The sequence below is a fragment of the Nostoc mirabile CHAB5784 genome (assembly GCF_020829645.1).
Taxonomy (GTDB): Bacteria; Cyanobacteriota; Cyanobacteriia; order Cyanobacteriales; family Nostocaceae; genus Nostoc; species Nostoc mirabile.
The window spans coordinates 19,580-41,787 of record NZ_JAIVFS010000071.1; the positions used below are offsets into that span (position 1 = coordinate 19,580).

General features: G+C 41.7%; 38 protein-coding genes. 9 read left to right on the plus strand and 29 right to left on the minus strand.

Features of this window, described 5'->3' with window-relative positions:
* Window positions 1-50 precede the first annotated feature (50 nt).
* Entirely contained in the window at window positions 51-383 is a 333-nt protein-coding gene (locus LC653_RS30965) for a putative quinol monooxygenase (protein ID WP_229498454.1), read from the plus strand.
* A gap of 197 nt (window positions 384-580) precedes the next feature.
* Here the strand turns inward: LC653_RS30965 and LC653_RS30970 are convergent, their stop codons facing one another.
* From LC653_RS30970 to LC653_RS30980, 3 genes are all read right to left on the minus strand, one after another.
* Complete coding sequence (locus LC653_RS30970) at window positions 581-853, minus strand: GlsB/YeaQ/YmgE family stress response membrane protein (RefSeq protein WP_069068080.1); 273 nt, start codon at window positions 851-853, stop codon at window positions 581-583.
* An 849-nt stretch (window positions 854-1,702) separates the two neighbouring features.
* A complete protein-coding gene (locus tag LC653_RS30975; RefSeq protein WP_229498455.1) occupies window positions 1,703-2,092 on the minus strand; it encodes a hypothetical protein in 390 nt (129 codons plus the stop codon).
* A 204-nt stretch (window positions 2,093-2,296) separates the two neighbouring features.
* Window positions 2,297-3,844, minus strand: coding sequence for an FAD-binding domain-containing protein (locus LC653_RS30980; RefSeq protein WP_229498456.1), 1,548 nt, complete (start codon window positions 3,842-3,844; stop codon window positions 2,297-2,299).
* Window positions 3,845-4,391: 547 nt separating this feature from the next.
* Between LC653_RS30980 and LC653_RS30985 the strand changes: the two genes are divergently transcribed.
* The 5 genes from LC653_RS30985 (at window position 4,392) to LC653_RS31005 (ending at window position 8,097) form a co-directional block, all read left to right on the plus strand.
* The gene (locus tag LC653_RS30985) at window positions 4,392-4,667 is read left to right on the plus strand and encodes an HU family DNA-binding protein (protein WP_229498457.1); all 276 of its coding nucleotides are present in this window, start codon (window positions 4,392-4,394) and stop codon (window positions 4,665-4,667) included.
* A 271-nt stretch (window positions 4,668-4,938) separates the two neighbouring features.
* A complete protein-coding gene (locus tag LC653_RS30990; protein WP_229498458.1) occupies window positions 4,939-5,142 on the plus strand; it encodes a thermonuclease family protein in 204 nt (67 codons plus the stop codon).
* Window positions 5,143-5,175: 33 nt separating this feature from the next.
* The gene (locus LC653_RS30995; RefSeq protein WP_229498488.1) at window positions 5,176-5,628 is read left to right on the plus strand and encodes a thermonuclease family protein; all 453 of its coding nucleotides are present in this window, start codon (window positions 5,176-5,178) and stop codon (window positions 5,626-5,628) included.
* 186 nt (window positions 5,629-5,814) lie between these two features.
* Complete coding sequence (locus LC653_RS31000) at window positions 5,815-6,768, plus strand: RpnC/YadD family protein (RefSeq protein WP_229498459.1); 954 nt, start codon at window positions 5,815-5,817, stop codon at window positions 6,766-6,768.
* Window positions 6,769-6,837: 69 nt separating this feature from the next.
* Window positions 6,838-8,097: an AIPR family protein gene (locus LC653_RS31005; RefSeq protein ID WP_229498460.1), complete on the plus strand. Its 1,260-nt coding sequence runs from the start codon at window positions 6,838-6,840 to the stop codon at window positions 8,095-8,097.
* 254 nt (window positions 8,098-8,351) lie between these two features.
* Here LC653_RS31005 and LC653_RS31010 read toward each other — a convergent pair whose 3' ends face one another.
* The gene (locus LC653_RS31010) at window positions 8,352-8,822 is read right to left on the minus strand and encodes a GNAT family N-acetyltransferase (protein ID WP_229498461.1); all 471 of its coding nucleotides are present in this window, start codon (window positions 8,820-8,822) and stop codon (window positions 8,352-8,354) included.
* A gap of 503 nt (window positions 8,823-9,325) precedes the next feature.
* Between LC653_RS31010 and LC653_RS31015 the strand changes: the two genes are divergently transcribed.
* Complete coding sequence (locus LC653_RS31015; protein WP_229498462.1) at window positions 9,326-9,964, plus strand: TenA family protein; 639 nt, start codon at window positions 9,326-9,328, stop codon at window positions 9,962-9,964.
* A gap of 35 nt (window positions 9,965-9,999) precedes the next feature.
* On the opposite strand, the gene LC653_RS31020 is transcribed toward LC653_RS31015, so the two are convergent.
* From LC653_RS31020 to LC653_RS31070, 11 genes are all read right to left on the minus strand, one after another.
* Window positions 10,000-10,668, minus strand: a complete 669-nt coding sequence (locus tag LC653_RS31020) for a hypothetical protein (protein WP_229498489.1) — start codon at window positions 10,666-10,668, stop codon at window positions 10,000-10,002.
* A gap of 245 nt (window positions 10,669-10,913) precedes the next feature.
* Complete coding sequence (locus LC653_RS31025) at window positions 10,914-11,216, minus strand: hypothetical protein (protein WP_229498463.1); 303 nt, start codon at window positions 11,214-11,216, stop codon at window positions 10,914-10,916.
* A 65-nt stretch (window positions 11,217-11,281) separates the two neighbouring features.
* The gene (locus tag LC653_RS31030) at window positions 11,282-11,680 is read right to left on the minus strand and encodes a hypothetical protein (protein WP_229498464.1); all 399 of its coding nucleotides are present in this window, start codon (window positions 11,678-11,680) and stop codon (window positions 11,282-11,284) included.
* Window positions 11,599-12,180: a hypothetical protein gene (locus tag LC653_RS31035; protein WP_229498465.1), complete on the minus strand. Its 582-nt coding sequence runs from the start codon at window positions 12,178-12,180 to the stop codon at window positions 11,599-11,601. The genes LC653_RS31030 and LC653_RS31035 overlap by 82 nt, the downstream gene beginning before the upstream one ends.
* Window positions 12,131-12,751 carry an ATP-binding protein gene (locus tag LC653_RS31040; RefSeq protein WP_229498466.1) on the minus strand — a complete coding sequence of 207 codons (621 nt, stop codon included), beginning with the start codon at window positions 12,749-12,751 and terminating at the stop codon, window positions 12,131-12,133. The genes LC653_RS31035 and LC653_RS31040 overlap by 50 nt, the downstream gene beginning before the upstream one ends.
* Window positions 12,752-12,760: 9 nt before the next feature.
* The gene (locus tag LC653_RS31045; protein ID WP_229498467.1) at window positions 12,761-13,141 is read right to left on the minus strand and encodes a hypothetical protein; all 381 of its coding nucleotides are present in this window, start codon (window positions 13,139-13,141) and stop codon (window positions 12,761-12,763) included.
* Between the two features lie 4 nt (window positions 13,142-13,145).
* A complete protein-coding gene (locus LC653_RS31050) occupies window positions 13,146-13,427 on the minus strand; it encodes a hypothetical protein (RefSeq protein WP_229498468.1) in 282 nt (93 codons plus the stop codon).
* Window positions 13,428-13,441: 14 nt separating this feature from the next.
* Entirely contained in the window at window positions 13,442-13,636 is a 195-nt protein-coding gene (locus LC653_RS31055) for a hypothetical protein (protein ID WP_229498469.1), read from the minus strand.
* A gap of 2 nt (window positions 13,637-13,638) precedes the next feature.
* A complete protein-coding gene (locus tag LC653_RS31060; protein WP_229498470.1) occupies window positions 13,639-14,079 on the minus strand; it encodes a hypothetical protein in 441 nt (146 codons plus the stop codon).
* Window positions 14,069-14,389, minus strand: coding sequence for a hypothetical protein (locus tag LC653_RS31065; protein ID WP_229498471.1), 321 nt, complete (start codon window positions 14,387-14,389; stop codon window positions 14,069-14,071). Before LC653_RS31065 ends, LC653_RS31060 begins: the two co-directional genes overlap by 11 nt.
* Before the next feature lie 65 nt (window positions 14,390-14,454).
* Window positions 14,455-14,964 carry a hypothetical protein gene (locus tag LC653_RS31070; RefSeq protein ID WP_229498472.1) on the minus strand — a complete coding sequence of 170 codons (510 nt, stop codon included), beginning with the start codon at window positions 14,962-14,964 and terminating at the stop codon, window positions 14,455-14,457.
* 121 nt (window positions 14,965-15,085) lie between these two features.
* On the opposite strand from LC653_RS31070, the gene LC653_RS31075 reads away from it, so the two are divergent.
* The gene (locus LC653_RS31075) at window positions 15,086-15,406 is read left to right on the plus strand and encodes a hypothetical protein (RefSeq protein ID WP_229498473.1); all 321 of its coding nucleotides are present in this window, start codon (window positions 15,086-15,088) and stop codon (window positions 15,404-15,406) included.
* 320 nt (window positions 15,407-15,726) lie between these two features.
* On the opposite strand, the gene LC653_RS31080 is transcribed toward LC653_RS31075, so the two are convergent.
* Complete coding sequence (locus tag LC653_RS31080; protein WP_229498474.1) at window positions 15,727-16,077, minus strand: four helix bundle protein; 351 nt, start codon at window positions 16,075-16,077, stop codon at window positions 15,727-15,729.
* A gap of 39 nt (window positions 16,078-16,116) precedes the next feature.
* Between LC653_RS31080 and LC653_RS31085 the strand changes: the two genes are divergently transcribed.
* Complete coding sequence (locus LC653_RS31085; protein WP_069067950.1) at window positions 16,117-16,566, plus strand: hypothetical protein; 450 nt, start codon at window positions 16,117-16,119, stop codon at window positions 16,564-16,566.
* Between the two features lie 144 nt (window positions 16,567-16,710).
* Here LC653_RS31085 and LC653_RS31090 read toward each other — a convergent pair whose 3' ends face one another.
* The 13 genes from LC653_RS31090 to LC653_RS31150 all read right to left on the minus strand — a co-directional run bounded on the left by LC653_RS31090 (window position 16,711) and on the right by LC653_RS31150 (window position 22,067).
* Complete coding sequence (locus tag LC653_RS31090) at window positions 16,711-16,881, minus strand: hypothetical protein (RefSeq protein ID WP_229498475.1); 171 nt, start codon at window positions 16,879-16,881, stop codon at window positions 16,711-16,713.
* 75 nt (window positions 16,882-16,956) lie between these two features.
* Window positions 16,957-17,268: a hypothetical protein gene (locus tag LC653_RS31095; RefSeq protein ID WP_229498476.1), complete on the minus strand. Its 312-nt coding sequence runs from the start codon at window positions 17,266-17,268 to the stop codon at window positions 16,957-16,959.
* Window positions 17,269-17,587: 319 nt separating this feature from the next.
* On the minus strand, window positions 17,588-17,827 hold the full coding sequence (locus tag LC653_RS31100; protein ID WP_229498477.1) for a hypothetical protein: 240 nt from the start codon (window positions 17,825-17,827) through the stop codon (window positions 17,588-17,590).
* 14 nt (window positions 17,828-17,841) lie between these two features.
* A complete protein-coding gene (locus tag LC653_RS31105; RefSeq protein ID WP_229498478.1) occupies window positions 17,842-18,180 on the minus strand; it encodes a hypothetical protein in 339 nt (112 codons plus the stop codon).
* 205 nt (window positions 18,181-18,385) lie between these two features.
* On the minus strand, window positions 18,386-18,580 hold the full coding sequence (locus LC653_RS31110; RefSeq protein WP_229498479.1) for a hypothetical protein: 195 nt from the start codon (window positions 18,578-18,580) through the stop codon (window positions 18,386-18,388).
* Window positions 18,581-18,612: 32 nt separating this feature from the next.
* Window positions 18,613-18,930, minus strand: a complete 318-nt coding sequence (locus LC653_RS31115) for a hypothetical protein (protein WP_229498480.1) — start codon at window positions 18,928-18,930, stop codon at window positions 18,613-18,615.
* A gap of 39 nt (window positions 18,931-18,969) precedes the next feature.
* On the minus strand, window positions 18,970-19,731 hold the full coding sequence (locus LC653_RS31120) for an ERF family protein (protein WP_229498481.1): 762 nt from the start codon (window positions 19,729-19,731) through the stop codon (window positions 18,970-18,972).
* A gap of 18 nt (window positions 19,732-19,749) precedes the next feature.
* Window positions 19,750-20,010 carry a hypothetical protein gene (locus LC653_RS31125; RefSeq protein ID WP_229498482.1) on the minus strand — a complete coding sequence of 87 codons (261 nt, stop codon included), beginning with the start codon at window positions 20,008-20,010 and terminating at the stop codon, window positions 19,750-19,752.
* Window positions 20,011-20,066: 56 nt separating this feature from the next.
* On the minus strand, window positions 20,067-20,267 hold the full coding sequence (locus LC653_RS31130; protein WP_229498483.1) for a hypothetical protein: 201 nt from the start codon (window positions 20,265-20,267) through the stop codon (window positions 20,067-20,069).
* Window positions 20,264-20,479, minus strand: coding sequence for a hypothetical protein (locus tag LC653_RS31135; protein WP_229498484.1), 216 nt, complete (start codon window positions 20,477-20,479; stop codon window positions 20,264-20,266). The genes LC653_RS31130 and LC653_RS31135 overlap by 4 nt, the downstream gene beginning before the upstream one ends.
* A 91-nt stretch (window positions 20,480-20,570) precedes the next feature.
* Entirely contained in the window at window positions 20,571-20,720 is a 150-nt protein-coding gene (locus tag LC653_RS31140; protein ID WP_229498485.1) for a hypothetical protein, read from the minus strand.
* Window positions 20,721-20,746: 26 nt separating this feature from the next.
* Window positions 20,747-21,022, minus strand: a complete 276-nt coding sequence (locus tag LC653_RS31145; protein WP_229498486.1) for a hypothetical protein — start codon at window positions 21,020-21,022, stop codon at window positions 20,747-20,749.
* Between the two features lie 481 nt (window positions 21,023-21,503).
* Window positions 21,504-22,067, minus strand: coding sequence for a hypothetical protein (locus tag LC653_RS31150; protein WP_229498487.1), 564 nt, complete (start codon window positions 22,065-22,067; stop codon window positions 21,504-21,506).
* Window positions 22,068-22,208: the final 141 nt, after the last annotated feature.

Here is a 22,208-nt window from a genome sequence, read left to right on the forward strand (position 1 = left end):
ATGAACAGTTGGCTATGGACTAATGACTAATAACTAATTACCATTGACCAATGACTAACCAAACCATTCATGTTGTAGCTCGTTTTGTGGCAATACCTAATAAAGTAGAAGAACTCAAAGCTTTATTATTGGGACTGATTGAATCAACGAAACTTGAAGCAGGTGTCATTAAATATGAACTTTTACAAAATCAATCAGAGCCAACAGATTTTACTTTTGTAGAAGAGTGGGAATCTGCGGCAGCACTGGATACTCATTTAGCGTCACCCCATGTGCAAGCAGCAATAGCCAAGCTAGAAGGATTAATAGCTGCGCCACTAGAAGATATCCGCCGTTATTCTATTTTGGCTGCGATACCTACTATCCAAGGAGTGGAATCTTGAAATGGTTGCAGACAGGACAGTTGGTTCTTTAATTCTTCTAGCCAGGGGTTGAGGGTGAACGGCATCGCACCCCAACAAAATAATATTAGCGCCTACCTAAATATAGGTAAGCGCTATTGTTTTATTTCAATTCAGAGAGAAAATACAGTGAAATGAATTAAGAGATTTTTGCTATTAATTGATTCCAATTTAATTGATTACACAGCACTGCGACGATTTAGCAAGTTCCACAAGAAAACAGCGACAATTGCGCCAAGAACCGCTACTGCAATACCAGGAATGCTGAGTGTGGGGGCGGCTAATGTCAAGGTTCCTGTACTGAAGAATACACCCAAACTACCACCAACAAAAGCACCGATAATTCCTAATAAGATTGTTCCGAGAATTCCGCCGCCTTGATGACCGGGGTAGATAGCCTTTGCAATAGCACCAGCAATTAGACCTAAAACAATCCAAGCAAGAATATTCATTGTTTTAATTTGATAAACGTTTTTTAATGACAAATACACAATAGCAATCCCAGCATTGACATTCAATCTACCAGCAGAATCAACTATTAATAGCCTTGAGGATGAACGCTGTTACTTCTTGTGATATACCCCCTAATTGAGATGGATAATTAATAAAAAAGCTCCTAGTTGGTCTAAAACCAGGAGCTTCGTTTATTCATTGCTTGATAATTGCAGTATATGCATTTTTAATGATTTATCTCATCTACTTTAAGAATTAAGCTATGTTTGAAAGCCGAATATTAATTTGATAAGGTGAAGGGGTAAATGGCTTGTAGCTGCGACCAATGTAAAAGAAGTCATCAATTGCTGGCTTGCTCTCATTCACCACCGTTACAACTACCTTGGCACTAGCAACAATTATTTTCTATCCATCAAAAACTTTGTCACAAACATCAAGCGACGGACGCAACACAGTTCCCCAGGCAGGTTGCCTATCTGGGTATCAGCTATGGCACATATCGAGGTTCGCACCCAGTTACACGCTATGAAGAAAGCTGCTGGTTTGAATACGTGCCATTCATCAGCTAAATCAACTTATTCACGCTTTCAGGGCGGATTTAGCAACTAAGCAAGATTTGGAAATTTTGCTCAAACGACAAAGAGAATTAAATCAACAACTTCAAGAACTCAACGAGCGAGTTGACACCCCACCTGCTACAAAATAAGCATTCGACAGCAGTTAGTTTATGGGATGGCGGAAGCACCCGCTTTATAGCGATCGCTCTTAATTCTTAGAGGAAACCCTAAGCGACACCAAACAGCCCGTCGTAGACATCGCTCCCACTTGGGCCAGAACTGAAAACCCCATCACTCTCCATCCCTAACCTCTAACTGATAAATCCGCATCGATGGGTATTCGTCCATCATCCGCCAGTAATACCCAGTAGGCGGCAACGACACCCTACCACCGCAACGATACAAAAAGATTGGCTCACAGGAGTGCATAGCTTTTTTCATCACTTGCTCTAAACTGGGGTCTGGGTTCTCGCTGTTGTACCAAATAATATGCGCTTTTCCCAAGTAACCCGCATTTAGCAGACTAGCAAACAGCCATTCCATCAGCGATTGAATTTGCTCTTGGCTAACGCCGCAGCTTTGTTGTCCGTAGCTATCAATTGTTGGCTGGGCTGGTTTGGGTTTGAGGAAGTTTAAGAATGTAATGACGGTGAGAAACGCAACTATTACCAGAGTTCCCATTTGTTGAGGCGATCACCTGGTCGTGTGGCGGTTACGCCATCGCACTGTTGCCAGGAGTGCTTGTTTACTGTTGAAAATGGGGGAGCGATCGCTCCAGAGGTACAATTTTTCCTCTAAGAATTAGTCAGATCCAAAGGCGATGGAACAGCGGTTTTTGCGCTGACTACGCACGGTTACTAACTCTGTGTTAATTGTTCTGTTTAACTACTCTAGTTCTGCCTTTAATTCCTTGAATTCTTTGTACTGCTTATCTTTGTGCTGCCAGTATTTATTGACTGTTTCTTTAGCTGCAACTGCACTTTCATATTCTGTTCCACCTTGGAGAGTTAACCTTTCTCTTACTTTTTTCCGAAGGTCAGAGATGATTTTACCGTTAACTTTGCGGGTTTTAGCCCAATCTAAAATAGTTTGTGGATAAGAACTAGTGCCAATATATTTACCTTGAATAATTTCTGGTAGACTGTAACCTTTTAGTTCGCTTATCCAATAGTAAATAAATTTGAGGTCTGGGTCTTTTTCGGGAATATTCTTATTTGGGTTATATATGCGAAAAGTATCACTTAAGGGATTAGTAACACCTGATTGCATCTGCCATTGCCAATTATTAATTGCTAAATCTCCATCTACTAAATAGTTCATGTAGTGTCTAGCGCCGTGATGCCAGGAAATACCACAATTGATAGTTAAAAAGGTGGCGCACATTGCTCGCATCCGAAAATTCATCCAGCCCATCGTTTGAAGTTGCCGCATACTGGCATCAACCAATGGAAAGCCTGTCATTCCTTGTTGCCACGCCTGAAATAATTCTTGTTTTGCTCCTGATAACACTGATGGGGTATATAGTTGATCAAATTCTGGGTAACGGTTAGTGTAAGCAATTTCTGGATGGAAATAGAGCCGTGCAGTAAAACTATCATGCCATCGTAAACGGTCTCGAAATGCTTTGAGGGAGAATTCTGCCTTGGGTTGAGTTTTTAATTTTTCTGCTGTGGTTTTAGTACTTTGATAGACAGTACGGGTTGAAATAGTCCCGAAAGTCAGGTGTGGTGACAAGTGAGATGTTGCTCCAAGCTGTGATAACATTGGACGAGAAAGCTTCCAGTGATAACCGTAATATCTCTTCTGAAAAAATGAGTCTAGCTTGGCTTGTGCTTCGGTTTCACCTCCTGAAAAATAAATTTTCTCTTCTGTCGAAAAACTGTGATACTTATGTTTAAGTTCTTCAAATGTTAGCTGTGGTAGATTGAGTGTGATTTGAGGCGTATTAATAGTTGCTGGTGTTTTATATTGGGATTGTCTTTGATAGGTATAATATTCGTTAAACCACTGGTCACGTTGTTCTACTGATTGCAGAAAGTTGTTTAGTCCAAGGTGGTAATCAAAGTTTAACTGTTTGTAAAAATCAATTACGGTCTTATCCCTGTTGATCCCATACTCTACCTGCACATCACGGTTAAAGAAAAGTTTGGGTTTATACCTAAGCTCAGTTAACTGCCTCGTCAACTCTTGCAAAATTTCTATAGAGTTGCCTTCAAATAAGTACAGCCGACTACCTAACTTCTGGAGATTTGAGTTGAGGTTTTCCAACGACTCAAATAAGAACCGAACTCTGGCAGTTCCCACATCAGCCCAGGTATAAAACCAAGGGTCAATGATAAAGAATGGCAAAACTCCTGCACCGTCAGCAGTTGCTATTGTGACAATTTCGTTATCAGTTAATCGTAAATCTCGACGGAACCATAGAAGGTGCATAGTTTAACTTACCATAGCCTACAATACATTTGTACCAATAATTTCTTTTGCTGTCGAAGTTGAGTGTCCATAGCCAGATGTAATTTATCCTCACTTATTGAGGAACTGGGTGCTGTCAAGGAGCAACAACAGCCAGCAACAGTGGAATTAGATGTAACAAGAGCGCGATCACTTTCAACACCCTAGAGCGCATCGTAATTTACCCCAATCCCGCAGCCAATAGCTCAATTCATCGCACTGAGAAATATCGAGAGAGCTGCTGATGTAACCTATTAGATTGCTATTGGTTACTTTGCTAATAAACCTTGTGCAAAGCCGCAAAAATCGCATGAGAAAAGCGCAAACTGTAGATTGACTGTTTGATTACAGTAAATGCTCTCCTGAAACTCAACTGGCTTTACCCCTTAATTTCAAGTCGCCACAGGAGTAGCCGTGCATTGTAAATTTTCGTATGCTGCTTGATTGTTAGTCGTTTTCCCCCTATCCTCACAAAAGGTAGTAATGGTAAAGTAAATTTCCTTTTCAAAACAAGACTTCAGGGCAATTTATGAACTCATGTGAACTAGTGGATGCTGTAGCAGCGAAGGCCAACGTCACAAAAAAGCAAGCTGATGAAGTCATCAGTGCTTTTTTGTCAGTCGTTACCGAAGCTGTAGCCAATGGGGATAAGGTAACGCTGATTGGGTTTGGGTCATTCGAGCGACGCGATCGCTCAGAGCGCGAAGGGCGTAATCCCAAAACCAATGAGCCAATGACTATTCCAGCGACCAAAGTGCCTGCGTCTTCTGCTGGGAAACAGTTTAAAGAAAAAGTAGCGCCATAGATGAATTGCTTTACCACTAGCAATCTAATCGCTGCTTCCGCTGTAGCACTTGTTGATCTCAAGACAGCATAGGGCAACGATAGGGGGAATGTGAGTGTGGAATTGCGGATGTTACACAAGCGCGATCGCTTGCTGTTGCGTCCACAGCATAAAAGAGCAGCTTCAAGTTAACTAACAATTTGGGTTATTAATCTCAAGTTACTAATTTTATTAGCTACTTTTAATTAGTTCTCTGGGCATCATAAGTATTATATAGTGATTATTACTACCGATGCTTCATAAAATTCCCTTTGTTGCAATTAGCGTTCTGCTTGTAGCTCAAATGTCGTTACCCGTATTTGCCAACAATCTTACCGCTACAGTTGTAAGCGTCGGTGACGGTGACACCATACGGGTGAGAACTGGTAACAAAACTGTGACTGTTCGCCTTGCTTGCATTGATGCACCAGAGATGAAGCAAAGTCCTTGGGGATAGCAATCATCAGCAAGACTCAAACAATTGCTGCCAGTGGGACAAGGAATCACCCTACGTGCTGTTGAAACTGATAAATACAAGCGCTTGGTTGCAGAGGTGTTTGTCGAGAATCGCAGTGTCAATCTCAATATGGTGCAAGAGGGACAGGCTGTAGTGTATCGTCAGTATATCAAAGGCTGTCCAGAGTCTAAAGATAGTTTGTTGCAGGGTGAAAACACCGCCAAACAACAGCGTTTAGCATTTTGGAGTCAGGCTAATCCTGTGATGCCTTGGGACTTCCGCCACAAAGCTGCTCAACGGGCAACTTCAGTGCCAACTCAAGGACAGCAACAGAATAACTGCGATCCTGCTTACCCAGATTTTTGCATTCCAAAGAATTCACCCGATTTGAATTGCCGAGATATTACCCAAAGAAGGTTTAGAGTATTGCCACCTGACCCTCATGGTTTCGACAGAGATGGAGATGGCATTGGGTGTGAACGGTAGAAAGCTTTAGTAAAGTATTTGGTGATTTAATCTATTTTCTCCCCTGCCCCGTGCTTTTTCACGAGAAAATTTATGAGGTGCGATGCTTCGCTGTTGGTATCTTCCTCAACCGAATTGCTTCCTGCCTCAAGTCATACCAGGGCAATTAGTAATACAATCAGGGGCGTGAGTTCCAGGTTTTTGAGTATGACCGATGCCAACCCCCAAACCGAATATGATTTGCCCTGGAAGCAGATACTACAACTGTATTTTGAAGACTTCATGCTGTTTTTCTTTCCTCAAGCATATCGGGAAATAGATTGGACACGACAGCCTGAGTTCTTGGACAAAGAATTAGAGCAGGTGGTGCGTGATGCCGAACTAGGGAAAAGACTAGCAGATAAGCTGGTAAAAATATACCGCATTGGTGGGGAGGAAAGTTGGATACTGATACATTTAGAAATCCAATCCCAGTCAGAGTCAGATTTTAGCGAAAGGATGTTTACCTACAACTACCGCATCTACGATAGATATAAGCGCTCTGTTGCATCCTTGGCGATTCTAGGTGATGAGCAGGTAAACTGGCGACCGTCACGGTTTGGCTATGAATTGTTTGGCACTAAAGTTGAGTTTCAGTTTCCAATTGTCAAATTGTTAGACTATCAACAACGTCAGTCTGAACTAAAAGCCAGCCGTAACCCATTGGCGACTGTGGTGATGGCACATTTAGCAGCAGTACAAACTCGTAGCGACAGGTTACAACGCAAGCAGCAGAAACTAAATTTAGTGCGTAAATTATACCAGCAGGGTTTTGAGCGTGAGGATGTTCTAAACTTGTTGGCTTTTGTAGACTGGGTATTGACACTCCCTCAAGATTTAGAACGAGAGTTTCTTTTTGAAGTAGAGGAATTGGAGGCAGAGCAACGTATGCAGTATGTCACTTCTTTTGAACGCAGTGGTATCCGGTTAGGACTACTAGAAGGGATTGAATTAGGTTTAAAACTGAGATTTGGGACTGTTGGATTAAGCCTGTTATCAGAGATTTTAACAATTGAGGATGTGGAGCAATTAAGAGCAATTCTTTCAGGGCTGGAAACGGTGAGTAATATAGATGAATTGCGTCAAATTTACCAGTCGCCCACAACCGATACCCAGCAATGAGATTGAGCATCGCCCAATTTACCGCTCTTTGACTCCATAAGCCCAAGACGAATTTAACTAAAACAAACTATGCCCAAGACTTGGAACATAAAGATAGATAACTATTTTCAAGCCAACCCCAATTGCATTATCGCCACCGCCCATGTAGATAGCTTCCCTATAGACCTCCCTTTAGAACCCAACATCCGGGAACCAAACCGCAAAAGTGCGACCTACAGACAAATCTTCGACTCACTGACGACCGAACCTGCAAAATTCTTCTCTCGTCACAGTGGAATCGTTCTGTCAGCCAATAAAGCTAAACCTGTCAAGAACAAAACTGAACTGGAGCTAGAAGTCTTAGAAGCTAACGAGGGGGGTAGCGATGGCATTATCAACGGAGCGCATACAGTTTTAGCATTTGAGCAAGCGAAAAATTACAAATATGACCTAACCCAGGCTAGGGTAAAAGTTACGATTCACATTGGATTGACTGAAGAATCAGCCAAAGATATAGCCCTGGCTTCAAATACTACAACGCCAGTAGATTCTCGCTCCAAAGTCAACGCCAGGGGTGATTACAAATTCATCAAACAGTATTTAGCCCAGTTAGAACACAAAGAAGATAGAAAATTTAGAATAGCCTATTACCAAAACCAAAGCGGCGCTCCTAGAAATGCCCAGTGCAATGTCACCCATTTGCTGAAGTTGCTTTACTGCCTCGATAGAAATAAATACAATCCCGACGGCAATAAACGAACCAAGCACCCAGCAGGGATGAGTATTCCATCTAACATTACAGACACGGAAAGGGAACGGCTAACCGCTTTACTGCCTCTGCTATCTTTTGCCTTGTGGATAGAGCAAAGACTCTATGAAATAATCCAAGACTATATCAGCAACCCCAGAAGAAAGGGTGTCAACGATTTAGCATCAATTGATATACGTAAAACTACGTTGTTACCTGACAGCAAGTATTCATTTGGGTTTGGTGCGCCAACTGACCTAGCACTACCAATAATTGCATCGTATCGGGTATTCTTGGATCAAGACTATAAGTGGATTCTGCCATTTGACGAATTCGCCGAAGATTTTCTACAACACTTGTGGACTAACTATTTCCGTAAATATTTAGTATCGGAGAAAACAGCAGGGAATACAGTCGGCACAAAAATCAGCCGCAATCAAGACATTTGGGAAAGTTTGTATATCTCAGCGCAAAGTTATCTCAATTCTTCTTTGGTGAAAATGGTTAACTCCAGTAAGGAAGAAGAACCGAAGGTGACACAAGGTGCAAACAATCTTGGCAAAGGGAAAAGGGGTCAACTCAACGCAACCACTGGAAATTAACTGTATCTCTGACAACTCCATCTCTTCCACAAGTTCCCCAAACTCACTTTTGCTCTGAAAGCTTGACAGGTGGTAAGTGAACACCCAGGTTACGGGCGTAAACTTTGGTGAACTGGACATTCCGCTGTGGGCGATCGCTCTTAGCGTAGGGCAGGGCATCGTTACACTACCAACCATAATACGCAGGGATGTAAACAGGCCAAGTGGCAACTAGAAAACTGTAATGTACAGATGTACTTTCTACAGTAGACTTCTCAAATATGCCGCACCAGTATAATAAATAGTTCCTTATCGTCTAGTGCTTGAAATGACTGTACCTGTTGGAATCCGGCTTTTTTCCATGCTTTGAGCGCACGTTCATTAAATGCTGCCACTGTAATGCGAAAGAGGGTGGGATAAAACTTTGAACGTGCAAAATTGAGGACATCTGCAATATACATCTGTCCCCTTCCCTGACCCGTAAGGTCGGGGCGCACTCCCAAACCAATGTCGAGTGAGTCTTTTGTATAATCACCTCCTGGGACTTGAGCCTCCTTACCAAAGCAGCAAAAACCAACCAGTTTCCCATTGTCAAGAATGCTATAGTAAGCGTTTTCAGGGTCTACAAACGACCCAATTAGTGTTTCATCAGATGTAGTGTTATACATTTGGTAAGGTGGCTGATAATGCCAGCAAGTAAGTTTTTCTGCCTCAGCCGCATTCATCGGTTCAAAGCAAAAGTGCATTGACATACTCCCAACCGCTCACCCTGTACCTTCTGCTAAAAGTATACTTCTTCTCGTTATTGACCAACAGCCTCTCGCCATCAGGAAAAGTCACAATCTGCTGTCAAACGTCGTTGAATTGCCCAGGTGCGATCGCTCTCCTCTAACAATGACAGCAGCCGCATCGCCTGTATGTGAGTCTTGCATATAAAGTTATGTTAAAGTGTGTGCGAGTCTGAAGTGCGTTTTCCTAAATGCGAATGCTGTTAATAGCCAATACTGTTTTTGAAATAGGAATTGGTTGCGTATTTCTCTTGTTTCCAACTTTGCTTACCCTGGATAGCCAACTGTCTATTTCTTTACTGCGGGTAATTGGATGCGGTGCTTTGTTTTTGGGGACTTTGAGTTTTTTAATGCTGGATTTGACTGATAAAAAATGTCACCTCAGTAAGAGGTAGAATCGTTAGTATCTTAGCAGTCTGCTCCTCTTCATTCCATCTCCCCGAAACACCTATTGAGCCAAAATGACTATTACCTGCAAACTTCTTTTACAAAATCATGCTCAAGATTGGCAAGAAGCAACTGTGCATCCCTTCCTAGAACAGTGTCAATTAGGTATAATTCTACCCCAGCAATTCAATACATGGTTGATGCAAGATTATCTGTTTGTTGTGGAATTTACGCGGATGGTAGGGCGAGTATTAGCCAGCGCACCTCCAGAACATTTTGATGTGATACTTGGAGGACTGGCAGCTCTTAAAGACGAACTCAATTGGTTTCAAGAAAAAGCTACCCAACGACAACTGAATCTTAATATAAAAAAACAACCAACCTGTAGAGAATACTGTGAATATATGCAAAGTCTTGCAGACAAGCCTTATCCTGTACAAGCAACTGCATTTTGGGCTATTGAATTAGCCTATAATCAAGGTTGGCAACTACCAGGTAAGATGCCTGCACCTTACAATGAATTTGCACAAAGATGGGGAAATATTGATTTTACAAAATATGTAAAACTTTTGTCACAGCAAGCTGATGAGGTTTTAGAAACGGCAGAGGAAGATATTCAAAAACAAGCTGAAGAATCTTTTTTAGTGGTGGCAAAATTTGAACATAATTTCTGGCAGATGGCTTTTCACACAGGACAGCATGAATCAAAATAGTTGTTTACACTGTCTATGCAAGTTTTAGATTAATGTTATGGAAGATAATCTGGGCAATTCTCGCTATCCCACCCATTTGGGTGTATCCCGCAGACTAGCACGTTGTCCCCATAGTCAACTCCATGATAGTTAGTGCAACCGATGCAAGCTATTGGTCGGCTAACTTGGTCATCAAAATCAAAATCATCATCCTCCGATTCATCTGCTCGAACTAAGGATGCATTACAGTTGGAGCAGGTTTGAATATCTCGCCCCAAGTCTTTAACTAGACAAGTGAGCGATTGCCACGAAGTCATGACCTCATCACTGTTGCTAATATGACTAGTGAGTGACGAAAAATATGGGTAACTGCATTGGCATACGACCACCTCACCATCAGTATGCGTCGCGTAGTGAGCTTCTAGATATTCTTGAGCAATTTTCCAGTTCTGTTGCTTAGAAATACTTTGTGGCTCGCCTTCATAGTTTACCTCCCACAGTTTATCATCGTGGAAAATTCTAAGAGAAAATGATGTATAGTCATGAGCTAGATTTTCTAGTTCACAATGACTTTTGGCATTTTTGTAATCAAAACTGCGATGCTCAACAATTAACTTATGCTCACGGGGATAGGTCTGGATTACCAGATACTCTCCTTCATAAAAGGGATTATATTTGCTAGCGATTCTTTCGTTGAGAAATAAGAAATCCCGTTCAGTATCCATACTTAAAACCTCTAATTGCTTTCTTGAATTAGTGCTATCGTTTTTGAAGATTGCTCCCGATCATTTAATACCCTTTTTGCCTGGCAAAGCACAACAAATACAATACCAATTCAAACTGTTGAATTTACTACGAATGCAGACGGACAACTACCAGTTACTAATAAGATTACTAACAACTCAATGCCGACTTGAGTTGTTTGTTTAACTAATGAACTAAGGCGATTTTTAATATCAAAAATTTTCATTCATCCTCCTAACCCAGGAAAAACCTTACTCCAAACACTTTGAGTTTTCGGGTCTGATTCTTCTTGTATACCGCTTCTAAGACCTTGCTGTTGGGCTTGGGTTTCCTGCATATTGAAATTGTGAATAGTTTGTGCAAGCTCAGGATTTTCCTCGATTAACTGAGCTTCAAGCTCCAACTCTTGCTGCAACAGTTGAGCATTTCTCCGTGCGAACATTCGTTGCTGATGTCGTCGCCGGATTTCGGATTCAGTAAGTTGTAAGTGTTCTTCAAAATTCAAATCATCGTATTCGCCGTTATACATGACAATTCTTCTCTAATTAACTTAAAACTTGATTTTCAGAAAAATTAACAACACTGCTTAACTAATTAAACACGTTTGATTCCTCCGTAGAGTAATTGATACCCTAATCGTAATCTGATAATAAATTCGTCAGTGTTACGATTGCCCCAAACAGGATTACTAGGATTCTTAATCCAGTTAGTCGGACTATGACAAATCTCATCATGACAACGGTAGCACGTAGGAAATGTTGATACCCCAATAACGTCATTCCCATAGTAAGCGTGATGGATCTCTTTACTTTTGTTAGTCAGACAGACTACACAATAATTGTGAGTTTTTCGGTGAGCGATCGCTACTTGCTTTCTGTACTCTTTGGGATTACCATATCGAGTATTCCAGTTTAATTGTCCGGGTAGCCGAGATTTTCCAGCAGTAGGGTAACGCCTTTTTCGTTTAACTCTTGCCCCGTTAATTCGTGCCACTTCTGTTTGATTTCCTGAAAATGCGGTCTTCTTCCTAATTGTGTTGCCCATTTTCTAATTTCTTCATACCAGTCAATCTGCTGCTGTGAGGATTGCTGATTATTTTTAGAACTACCAACAGTGTCATCATTCGGTTTGGAATCTTGTTTTTGTTCCAGACCCTTGATATCAAATTCTGGGATTAGGGCAACAAAGGGATTAGACCGAGTAGGAATTAGTAGGGCATATCTGAGTCCAGCTTTATCCAACATTTCACAAGCCTGTCGCAAGATTTCGAGAATCTCTTTTTTGACATTTACAAAGTCCTGGGGATGGTCAAGAATATAACTCGATGTCTGCCCCATCGCAATAAAGCAAACATTTTTCAAGGACGGGCGACTAAATCCGGTTTCCCCAGACAGTGGGGACTGCCCCATAAACACCCCATGTCCTTTAAGTCCGGCGGTGAATTTAATAATATAGTTCCAAAAACCCTGCAAGTATAAAGGCAGTGTCAGCATCAACCATTCCTGGAAGTCCCTTGCCGCCACCAAATACAGAGTCCACCTCGTCTTGGGCAAATAATAATTCCGGGACACCCTGGCATTCACCACCAACAACGGATACTCTTGCCTTTTGCTTGTCAATTTGGTCTGTAGCAAAGGTAATCCAATTTCTTAAAGCTTTCATGCCATCAAACTTGCGGCTAAATTTGCACAACCACCTAGTGACATCATCCTTTGGGTCGCTGCCAATCACAATTGCCGGGCTTTGAGATTTTGCAGCAATTTTATTGATAATCAACCCTGCAAGAGTGGATTTGCCCGATTGTGTGCCACCAGACAGGTAAAAATGGTGGTTACTGCGAAGGGTCATATCTTGATGTGATGCTGCATCACACAGTTCATCTAACCAAGCACCATCAATTCTGATGTAGTCAGGATAATTTGCTGCGATCGCTTGCAGAATTTTCATCGCACCCGGATTAATCACCGACTGCACTGACTCTTCATCAATGTCAGCAATATCGGGATTGGGAATACCAGCCGGTGGAGGTGATTGTTGTGCTGGTGGTTCTCTTAGTGTGACCAAACCTTGTAACTAATATTCAGCAATCCACCGGGGGCGCTCTTGCATTGGTAGCCGATTCACATAATCAGCGACTCGGCGTTTAGCTGCGATCGCAGTGGTGACATAATCATAAACAGCCTCACCTTGTAAATGCTGCTTAAGTGATTTCAGGTCAGCTTCTTGTAAAGAGCGGTATACTTTCTGTTTGCCTTCACTGATTTGGGCAGATACTCCAAATAAACCAGCACTCACCGTTCCAGCACCAAGCAGCATCCCGGTTGTTATTCGGTCAGTGTTTAAGAAAAAAGGAGCAGATAGACACATTACTGCACTCGCTCCTAAAGAACATAAGATAGTTCGCTCTGCATGAATCACCCCACTGGCAGTTAGTCGTTCTAGTTCAAATGGCATAAAATTATCTCACCCCCAAAGCAACACCAGCTGCAACTAAAGTCAAGAAGACAAACAGGAATATCACTCCAGGCATTAATCCAATGGTGAAAGTTTTGCGGTTAAATCCAAAACCTTTGACGACTAAGCCAGCAAAGTTAAATAACCCAACTGCCAAGCCGCAAATACAAATCATGCTGATGATCCACAGCACAAACTGACTGACTGGGCTAGCAACTGAGAGAAACCCCATCAACATTGACAGCCCGACTCCACAAACTGCATATCCAACAAAAGATAGCTTCATGCGATTAACTCAAATTAAGGAAGATTTGGTTTTTGACCTGGTTTAATAAGGCAAGCACGGGCAACGATAAACTGTTCTGAATTTTTTAGTTCGTGACAGAGCAAGTCATACAATCCATAACAGTAATCGTGGATATCTGTGACTTGGTTAGTTTTAGTATTAAAGCCAGGGATAACGTAATTAATCACTAAATAAAATTCGTGGGTCATATTCAAAACCTAAAGCTGTCCCCCACTTCATCAAACGCCTTCTCGTATCCCCCTAATTGGCGCTGCTGTTCAATAGAACCGAAGGCATGACGAATTACTGCTTCCCCATGTAACGCTCTGGTTCGCTGCAAATCTTCCTCAACCTTCATGGCTTCTTGGGAATATGCCAGTTGGTTTTTATACATCTCTGCCAAGGATTGCAATGAAGAGAGCTTGTGTCGGGAAAACTTCGTATGTAGCCACTTCTGCGCCTTTAAAGTACCAGCTACCTCTGCTTCATCCAGAACTTGCTGTGCTGTAGTGTAAGCAGGTAACGTGTAGCGTTCGCGGATTGATGAAGGGAGATTTCCTTCAATAGCGGTTGCATTACCAACTCTTAAATCCGTTGAAACTACACCATTATTTTTGCTACCGAATAAGCCAGGAAGCCATTTACCTAACATTACTGTATGTCTCCATTTTTTGTTGAACTTGTTGACCGATGTAACGATAAATACCGTAGATGCCGATGAACGAAAACATCAAAATAGCAAAAGCTGCAATCACCCCTTGAGCCATTAAACCTCGCTGCATTAGCTCCTCAACTCTATTGGCGTTGTTTGATCGCACTCTCGACTCATCAATAAGTTGCTGGACGATTAGGAATTCCTCGTTGGTGAGGTTTTTTAATGTCAGCCCCGACAGATTCAACTCGCCGTCCTTCTTCAGGTGAATATTCAATGGTCTGTGACGAGTTTCTTGTTGTTGCTCCATAGAATGCCACGCCTAATACAAGAGTTAATAGCAGCAGATTGAGTACTGCTGCTAATCCAGTGAATCTACTCGGCTGCATTTGTTGGGCTAATGCCGAAAATACCTGCAACGAGTTCGTTACCGATTGCACGAAAGGATTCTACGTCAGCTTCTTCCTCCATCGCTTTAGAGACAAACTTACTCACCACGTCCTTGGGAGCATTACGAATCGTTGATAACAACTGGTCTGCTTTATCAGTTGTATAAGCGTCAATCCCAACGTTGAGAACATCCTCCAAAGATTGAATTTCTTGATTTGAAACCTGGGATGCATGAGCGATCGCTCCTTGCAATGGAGGAGCAGATTTACGGCGGGGTGAGTTTTTACCGAGTTTCCCGGACGTATTCTTGGATTTGCCATTGGTAGCCAGTTTCCCGGACGCTTGCCTAAGCTCAAGAATCTGAATAGCGATCGCTTGGGCTTGTTGATCAGTCAATTGGTCAATGTCAGCGTCAACTTGGGCGCAGAGTTGAAGGACTTCATCATCAGTGACTTCTATATTGTAGGGTTGAAGGAATTGTTGAATTTTTTCCACAATATGCTTCCATTTATGCAATTAATGGTGTTCTTTTAGCATCCATTTATTGGATATAGCATTAAATTAGGAAATAGGACGCTAAAAAGTATAATAATGTCATCTAATTGGCATCATAAACATGGCAGACAAACGCGACCGAAGATTTTCCGTTAACCTTCCCTTAGTTAAGGAGATACGCCTGATTCTATGGGGACACACCAGAGGAGTAAGCAAAACTCGTATGGCAGAAGCAATTTTGATTGATCGGGTTTCTAGCGAAGGGAATTGGCGAGAAGTTTGTCAGGACTTGAAGCAAGAAGCGGCTATCAATCACTCTACGGTTAGTGAACTAGTTGCAGACATACTCAAAAACAACGGCTTGAAAGACGTGTTCGATATCGAAACGGTAGATTGGGAAACATTTTTAGTAGACGAATCAGCAATACCTACGGAGGAGTAAATATAAGGGGGAAAGGGGAAAGGGGAAGGGGGAAGGGAAAATGCTTTTTACTTTATCGATTGATTTATAGCTTGAATTTGAGTAAAAAGCATACGACTCAACTCCACAGTTTGGTTATACAGTTGGTCGTAAGTTGGTCTTTCTAACAATACCTTCGCCAATTTACGAGGCTGAGTTGATATATTAACGTCCTGTTCTCAAAGGTTTGGCAAAAACAATAAGTCCTAAAAATTCCTTCAAGGTTTCCCACAAGCATTTTTTAATGTATTGCCCGCAGTATCAAGGGTTTGAGCTTACAAGATAGCTTGGAAGCTAAACGCTTATGTATGAGTCATTTTGCCATTTTTGCCGAAATTTTTACAGGCTCTTATTTTGGCAAAGGTATTGTCTAAATATCCAACTTCCAATGCAACTCTTAAAAGGCTACGAACCTCTCCTGCTGAACCCTTAGCAATATTAAGAAAATTCACGTATTCTTTACGAGAATATCGCTCAAACCCCTCAGCAATATTTGTTGGTATTGAAACTGATGCTCTTCTCAACTGATCTCTTAATCCAAAATCCCTACTTAATTCACCATCCTTAGTCAAAATGTATACTTGTTTAACTAACTCAATTCCTTTCTGCCATACTCTTAAATCTTCAAAACTTTCAATTCTCTTCTTTTCCATTCCTTTCCCCCTTACCCTTTCCCCTTTCCCTTTATTATTATGGAAAAATATCCTTTAGACTGGCTAAAAACTTCTTGTGAGCAAGTCTATTGCCATCCCATAGCAGAGCGTACTTGGCGCAAATGGTTAAGGCTGTGCCAAGTTCCACAGTACGCTAGGGAAGTGGTAAAGGAACAAGCTATGTGGCTATTGACTTTAGCTTACATGAAGAAGTTAGAGCCGAATAAAAAATTCACCCTGTTTCAAATTAAGTTTAAACTCTCAGGAAATCCATTTGCCGAATTGCATCTAGCTGAAGCAATTTATAACGCTTGTTACACCAACGCAGTTGGAAAGGACTTACCAGAAATCATTCTTAGAGTTACAGGTAAACAGGTAACAGTACGAACACTTTACCGTTGGGCACGAAAACAGCAAGTTACTTTCAAAGCTTCTAAACGTTTAAGTCGCCCAGAAGTTGAGCAATGGATACGATGGGCTGCGGCTTGAATTCAAAAAATACCTTGGGGGCGAATGTTGCCCCTTTTTTATTTTCTTTTTTCAAATGCCGCAAATCAGGTGTGCCGTGACATTTTAAAATGCCCAAAACCCCTATTCTCTCGTTGTGACATCGGGCCGCTTTTTCTGAAACCCTTATATTTCTAGTGTCACAGCCACTATTTTCTGAAACTCTCTCCCTGCAATAATTAGAGCCATTTTTCTCCCTTTTTTGACCGCTTTCCGTGCCGCTTTTCTTTTTAAACTTGATTTTTTAGCGGTTAAAAATGCCTCAAATCCAGTTGGGGTAAATATTAGAGATGTCACAACTCAAAGCGGCACACTTGGTCAGATTTTGAGAAAAACGAGCTTTTGGGGCTTTTTTTATTAAAGGCCGATTTTTCAGAGCGCCTCTAACTGCTGTGTCAAGTTCTCAATCTTGCGTCGGCAAAAGTCAATCTCACCTTCTATTTCCAAACGCAACTCTTGAGCAGGTGGTAATTGAACCCCAAATTCCGAAATATATTCGACCTGTTCATCTTCAGCGCTAACTAATATCGCATATCGCCATGAACCGTCTCGTTCAGGAACTACCAAGTTTTCAAATAGACAATACTGAACCCCTACAATCATCCCTTGCTTGGTTCTTTGTCCTAACGAGTATTTTGGTGATGTCCAGTGATTCGGGATAGTAATGATTTTTGAGGCTTCCATGCGATTGCTCCTATCTTTGTTTTGACTGTGTTTGTACTACTCGCTGTTGCCTTTTCTCTACTAAAACCTGACCAATACATCCCCCAGTACCCAGCCCAAACATTCCTGTACCAATCATGTACATTGTATTTTTGCCTTCATATTTGCACTCCAATGTATCCGCACTCCCAAGTAAAATCAGCCTCACATCGCTGGCACTGACATTTCATTGGACGAACTTCAACGAATTGTCTGATTAACTGAATTGAATTAAAAAGTCTATAATTCATACTTTGTTACTAGTTCAGGACGTTCAGAACTACCCAACAAGCGTGTATTTTCAATTTATTGCTCTATGTCCAGATTCTCCTTGTTGATTAAATTGCTCCACGTCATCAATTGCATCTACTATTTCTCCCAAAACATTGAATGCATCATTTAACACCACATCATTTGATGTAGAAAAGTACTCGGACGATTGAAGCCTGCGATAATCCTTACTACTCCCCACAAGCTGCAACGTATATTGACAACCCTGCAATATAGTCCGAATCTCTGCTGTGGTTAATCTGATTTCCATTGCTGTTTCTCTCCCTAAAATTTATCTCGTTGAATACTGAAACTTGCTCCGACTAAAGAACTGCCTAAGAAGGCAGAAAAACTTACCAGCATTACACCCAAGCAAATACTTTTCTGCTGCTGCCAACCAGAGATGATGATGTTGGGGTTAGCATTTGTCTCGATAATCTCCAGCCCCCAGCACCCCATTGCCCCAACTCCTGTAAAGCCAGTCAAGAGCAGAGAGGCGATTGCAGTTGTTTCTATGGTGCGGTCAATAAAAATTTTGGGGTTGAATCTTCTCCTAGTACGGCGGCGAAGAACCAATTTACTCTTGTGGTCTAATTGGTAAACAACTTGTTTGTGGTTAGTCATTAGACATTCTCCAATTCAATAAAAAACCCTGCACCAGTATTCTTAATCTTTACTTTTCTTTGATTGACCAACATTTGAATCACACTAAGACTGAAGTTGATATGACACAATCGTGCGCTACCCCCACAATGACGGAGATACTGTAGGCACAATGAGGAATGGTCAGTAGGGGCGGGATGAGTAGATTTTCTCGGCATAATCTTGGCTATGACTCTACGATTTTGAGATGATGTGAATTGAAAAAAATTCCCTGGCCAGGTTGCATATCTGGGAAATGAACACAAACCATTCCATGTCCTGAATATTGGATGACTGTACCTGTTTGCCCTAACCTTGGGTCTTTTTCTGTCAGTGCTTTAATGACTTTGACAACTGAATTAATTGGTGGGAGATTGGACATTTTTAATCCTTTAAGGAACAGCCTATTATTGATTAGTAATTAGAGTTTTCGCCGATACCATATTGCCATTTTAGAAAACTGACGGGAGTACAAATTTCTTGCCAATCACAAGATCCTATTGGCGCATTCCAGTCATATCGGTATTCCTCTCCAAAATACCCCAGTCCCCAATGCCAATCGTCATATTCCGGCTGTGACTCCCATCCAAACCAGAGAGCAACATTTACTTTAATCAGATAGAAGAACTTAATCATCCATCCGCCATCATAATCAGAAATAAAATCGTAAAACTCTCCTAGAAAGCGTTCATTTGTTAATGCAATTAAATCCATTCTTGACCAAAGATTCATCTTTTTCTCTACCCCTAGTTTGAAGTATGATTTCTCTTCTCAATTAAGTTCAGGCAATTGTGCAAGCGCTCCCTCCATCCAGTCGCTGATTGCTGTTGTTTCATCTACCCCTCGCGCTACAGCGTCAACTACATGCTTTTGATAAGAATTAGTAACATGATTTGGATGTTCAAACTTATTACCAGCCCAAGCCAAACACATAGTTTTCACTAGTTCATCAATTTGAAGAGAATCAAGCTCACTTGGACTCGTAACATTTCGGGAATGCAGCCACTCTTTGACTAAATCGAGTGGATAATTTAAAAGTGTACGAACTTCTTTGACTCGCAAATCTTTTGGGTTAATTGATGGCGGAGTTACAGCTTGTTTTGTTGGCTGAATCCTAGACTGTTGATTCTCTTTGCGAGGTCTAATATTATTCTGCGGTTGTTCAGTCTTTTTAGGAGTAGCAGTGGCTTCAGCATCATTGTGTTCATCAGCCGTGACTGATAAAATTGCACAAACGGCATAACGACGCGCGTAGGTTAATGCTGCACCAAACTTTTGAGAGTCAGCAATCTCAGGTAAAGGATAGGTGCTGGTGATGCGCTCTCCAGACTCATGAAACAAATGAGTTTGCAGTGTTGTTTTACCTTCACAGATTTCAGTAGTTTGAATTATTACTAATCCATGTTTACCCAATGCAGGAGTGACAGCATCTAATGTTGCATATTTGCGTTTATAGTGAGGATTAGTACCGTCTTTTTGAATCGGATTAAACTCTGACTTTGCCTTGATTAAAGCTTTGATTAATTCTTGCATTGTCCGGCTCCTCTCACCTTACCAATCATTTTCGTTGACATCATCGGACACTTTTTTGCTAGATTTAGCCTTAGTAATTTGAAACTCTGAGGCTTTTAGCACAGGCATTGCCGCTTGTTTTACTGAAGCTTTGGCTTGCAGATAGAGGAATTGTGTCACTCCATCAGCGTCTTCCCCATCTTCCACTTGCGCCCATAAAGAACAACCTAGTTCCAGTGATTCGTAGTCGCCAAGATTGAATTTTCTGGAGTAGCTAACAGATACAGTTGTGAATTTCATAAGATATCGGGTTTGCTAAATATTGGTTTTCAATTTTGTTCGTTAGTATCAACCATTTAAATACTGAGTTTTTGACATAAATCTCCAGCTTTTACACCAACAACTCCTGGTTGAATTTCAGTAGATAATTCCTCAATGATTGAATGAAAGCTAGGGTCTTCATCATTAATTTCAACCTCAATCAAACCTGCTTTATTCGATACAATAGTTGCCCAACTTGGTAAAGCTTGAGGAATACTTGTTGCGTAGAGTTTCATACTTCTGATTCCTGATTAAACTTGATTTCAACGATTTCTTCCACACAACCCATTGCCTCACCCAAGTAATGCAGGACATCGCCCAAATGAGTTGCTGCTTCTGAATCAATCTTTTTATCAGCAATCAACAAAAGCCAGTTTTCGTTTTGGGCAATCGCCTGAATATTTACGTAGCATGAGTTGAATTGCTTCAGTATTTCTATCGGTTCCATTGGTTTATCCGATGAGTTGTGTTGTTCTATTTGGATAAAATTTAAGTTTGCTCCTTCCTAATAGGTGGGTCTATCCTGCCCACCCGTTTCCTTACACTGCAACCAAATACTTCGCTTGTGGAACGTATTTCTTTAACCGTTCCCACTCCTCACTCGTCAGTGCATCGAATTCTTTATCGAGTAATTCCTCTTCTGTGAGCGGTTGCTCTGTAGCCGTTCTTGATATCTTTGCCACCGTCATAAATTCATCCAACCCGACTGCTGCATCTACAGCCTGGGCGTATCGAATCTTATCTTATCTATAGCATTCGACCAGTGGGTAATATGCTGAAATATCACCCCAATCATCGAATCAGCTTTGTAAACACGATAGTTTCTGGGGCAAGCTCCGTTAACGTAAACCAGGTTGTATCCACGGATTTCCATGACCTCTGCGTTGGGGTCGGTTGGAGGTAACAGAATTTTCTCTCTTGGATCATCCGACTGGGCTTTTTGAAGAGGAAATGTGGTAATCATATTCTGTGCCATGATTTGAATTGTCATAAATTTCGTTGTAGAGGCGATTGCTTTTGTCTTGGGGAAGCAATCGCCTTTTCTCACTTCCAGAACTAGGGATTTATTACACTTCTGCATTCGCATCTGTAGCAGGTAGGAGAGTTTTCTACTGACAGTCACTTACTTAAAGTGAGAGGTTACTTGCTGTACTTTGTGTCATGATTGTGTTTATTCGAGATTAAACTCGTTGGCGATTGCAATTCTTTTGGTGTGCAATCGCCCTTTCTACCTTCAGCAACTAAGCCGCTACTGTCGCTCGGACTCCCAACCAGGGCGGCCGCATCATGTCAACAAGAAGAGTTTATTCTCAATAAACTTAAAAATAGTCGCATTAATAGCTGCTTATTGACATAGGTTTAGCGTAGGCGTAGCCCGTCGTAGACATCACTTTGAAGCTTGGAAAATAAATCAAACGCGAAATGCTGATTAAATCGATTGGTTCTTAACCTTGGTTGTGATCAAGAGTAATTTAGATGCGTTTGCCCTGGACTCCCAACGAGGCAATCACCTGTTCTGCACTCGGAGCCACACGATTGAGTCCGTACTGTCTTGGTCTTGCGTACCACCCTTCTTGATTGCACCCGACGAAGCAGACATTATGCCCGTCTTGGTAGAGTTTGGTGCTGAATCCTAACCAGTCAATTTCACCGTGGTACAGACCAAAAACAGTGCAGGCTTTTTCCAGTTCATCGCTCAGGCGTTCGTTCCGTTCCCGTGGTGTTTCTGGTAAAGTCGCTTTTACTTCTGCAACTCTTGTAGCGAACCAGTCCCTATCGAAGGGTAGCCGTCCGCCACCGACTAACTGCACCCATACTGTGATTCCGCCTTCGATCCAGATGGTACAAACGGATTCGGGTTCCACTTCGATAATCTCGGCAATGATGCGGCGATCTCTGCTGGTGAGAGGATCTTGGGTGGGGGCTACAGCTTCGGCTTGGGTTTCGAGGTGGCTGTCGAGTTCAGCTTGGGCGAGGGTTTGTTCATCAACAGAATAACTAGGAATTGCTTGCTGTGTATATGTTGCATAGTTCATAATAGAAATCTCCTTGTGCGATTCGATGGCGCACGTAATGAGTCAAATATCCTGACTGGATAAGGTTATTTACCAAAGCATTACTAATGCACCGAAGCCGAAGGATAGTTGCAAGCAAGTGTCCAACGCTTGTCCTCATCT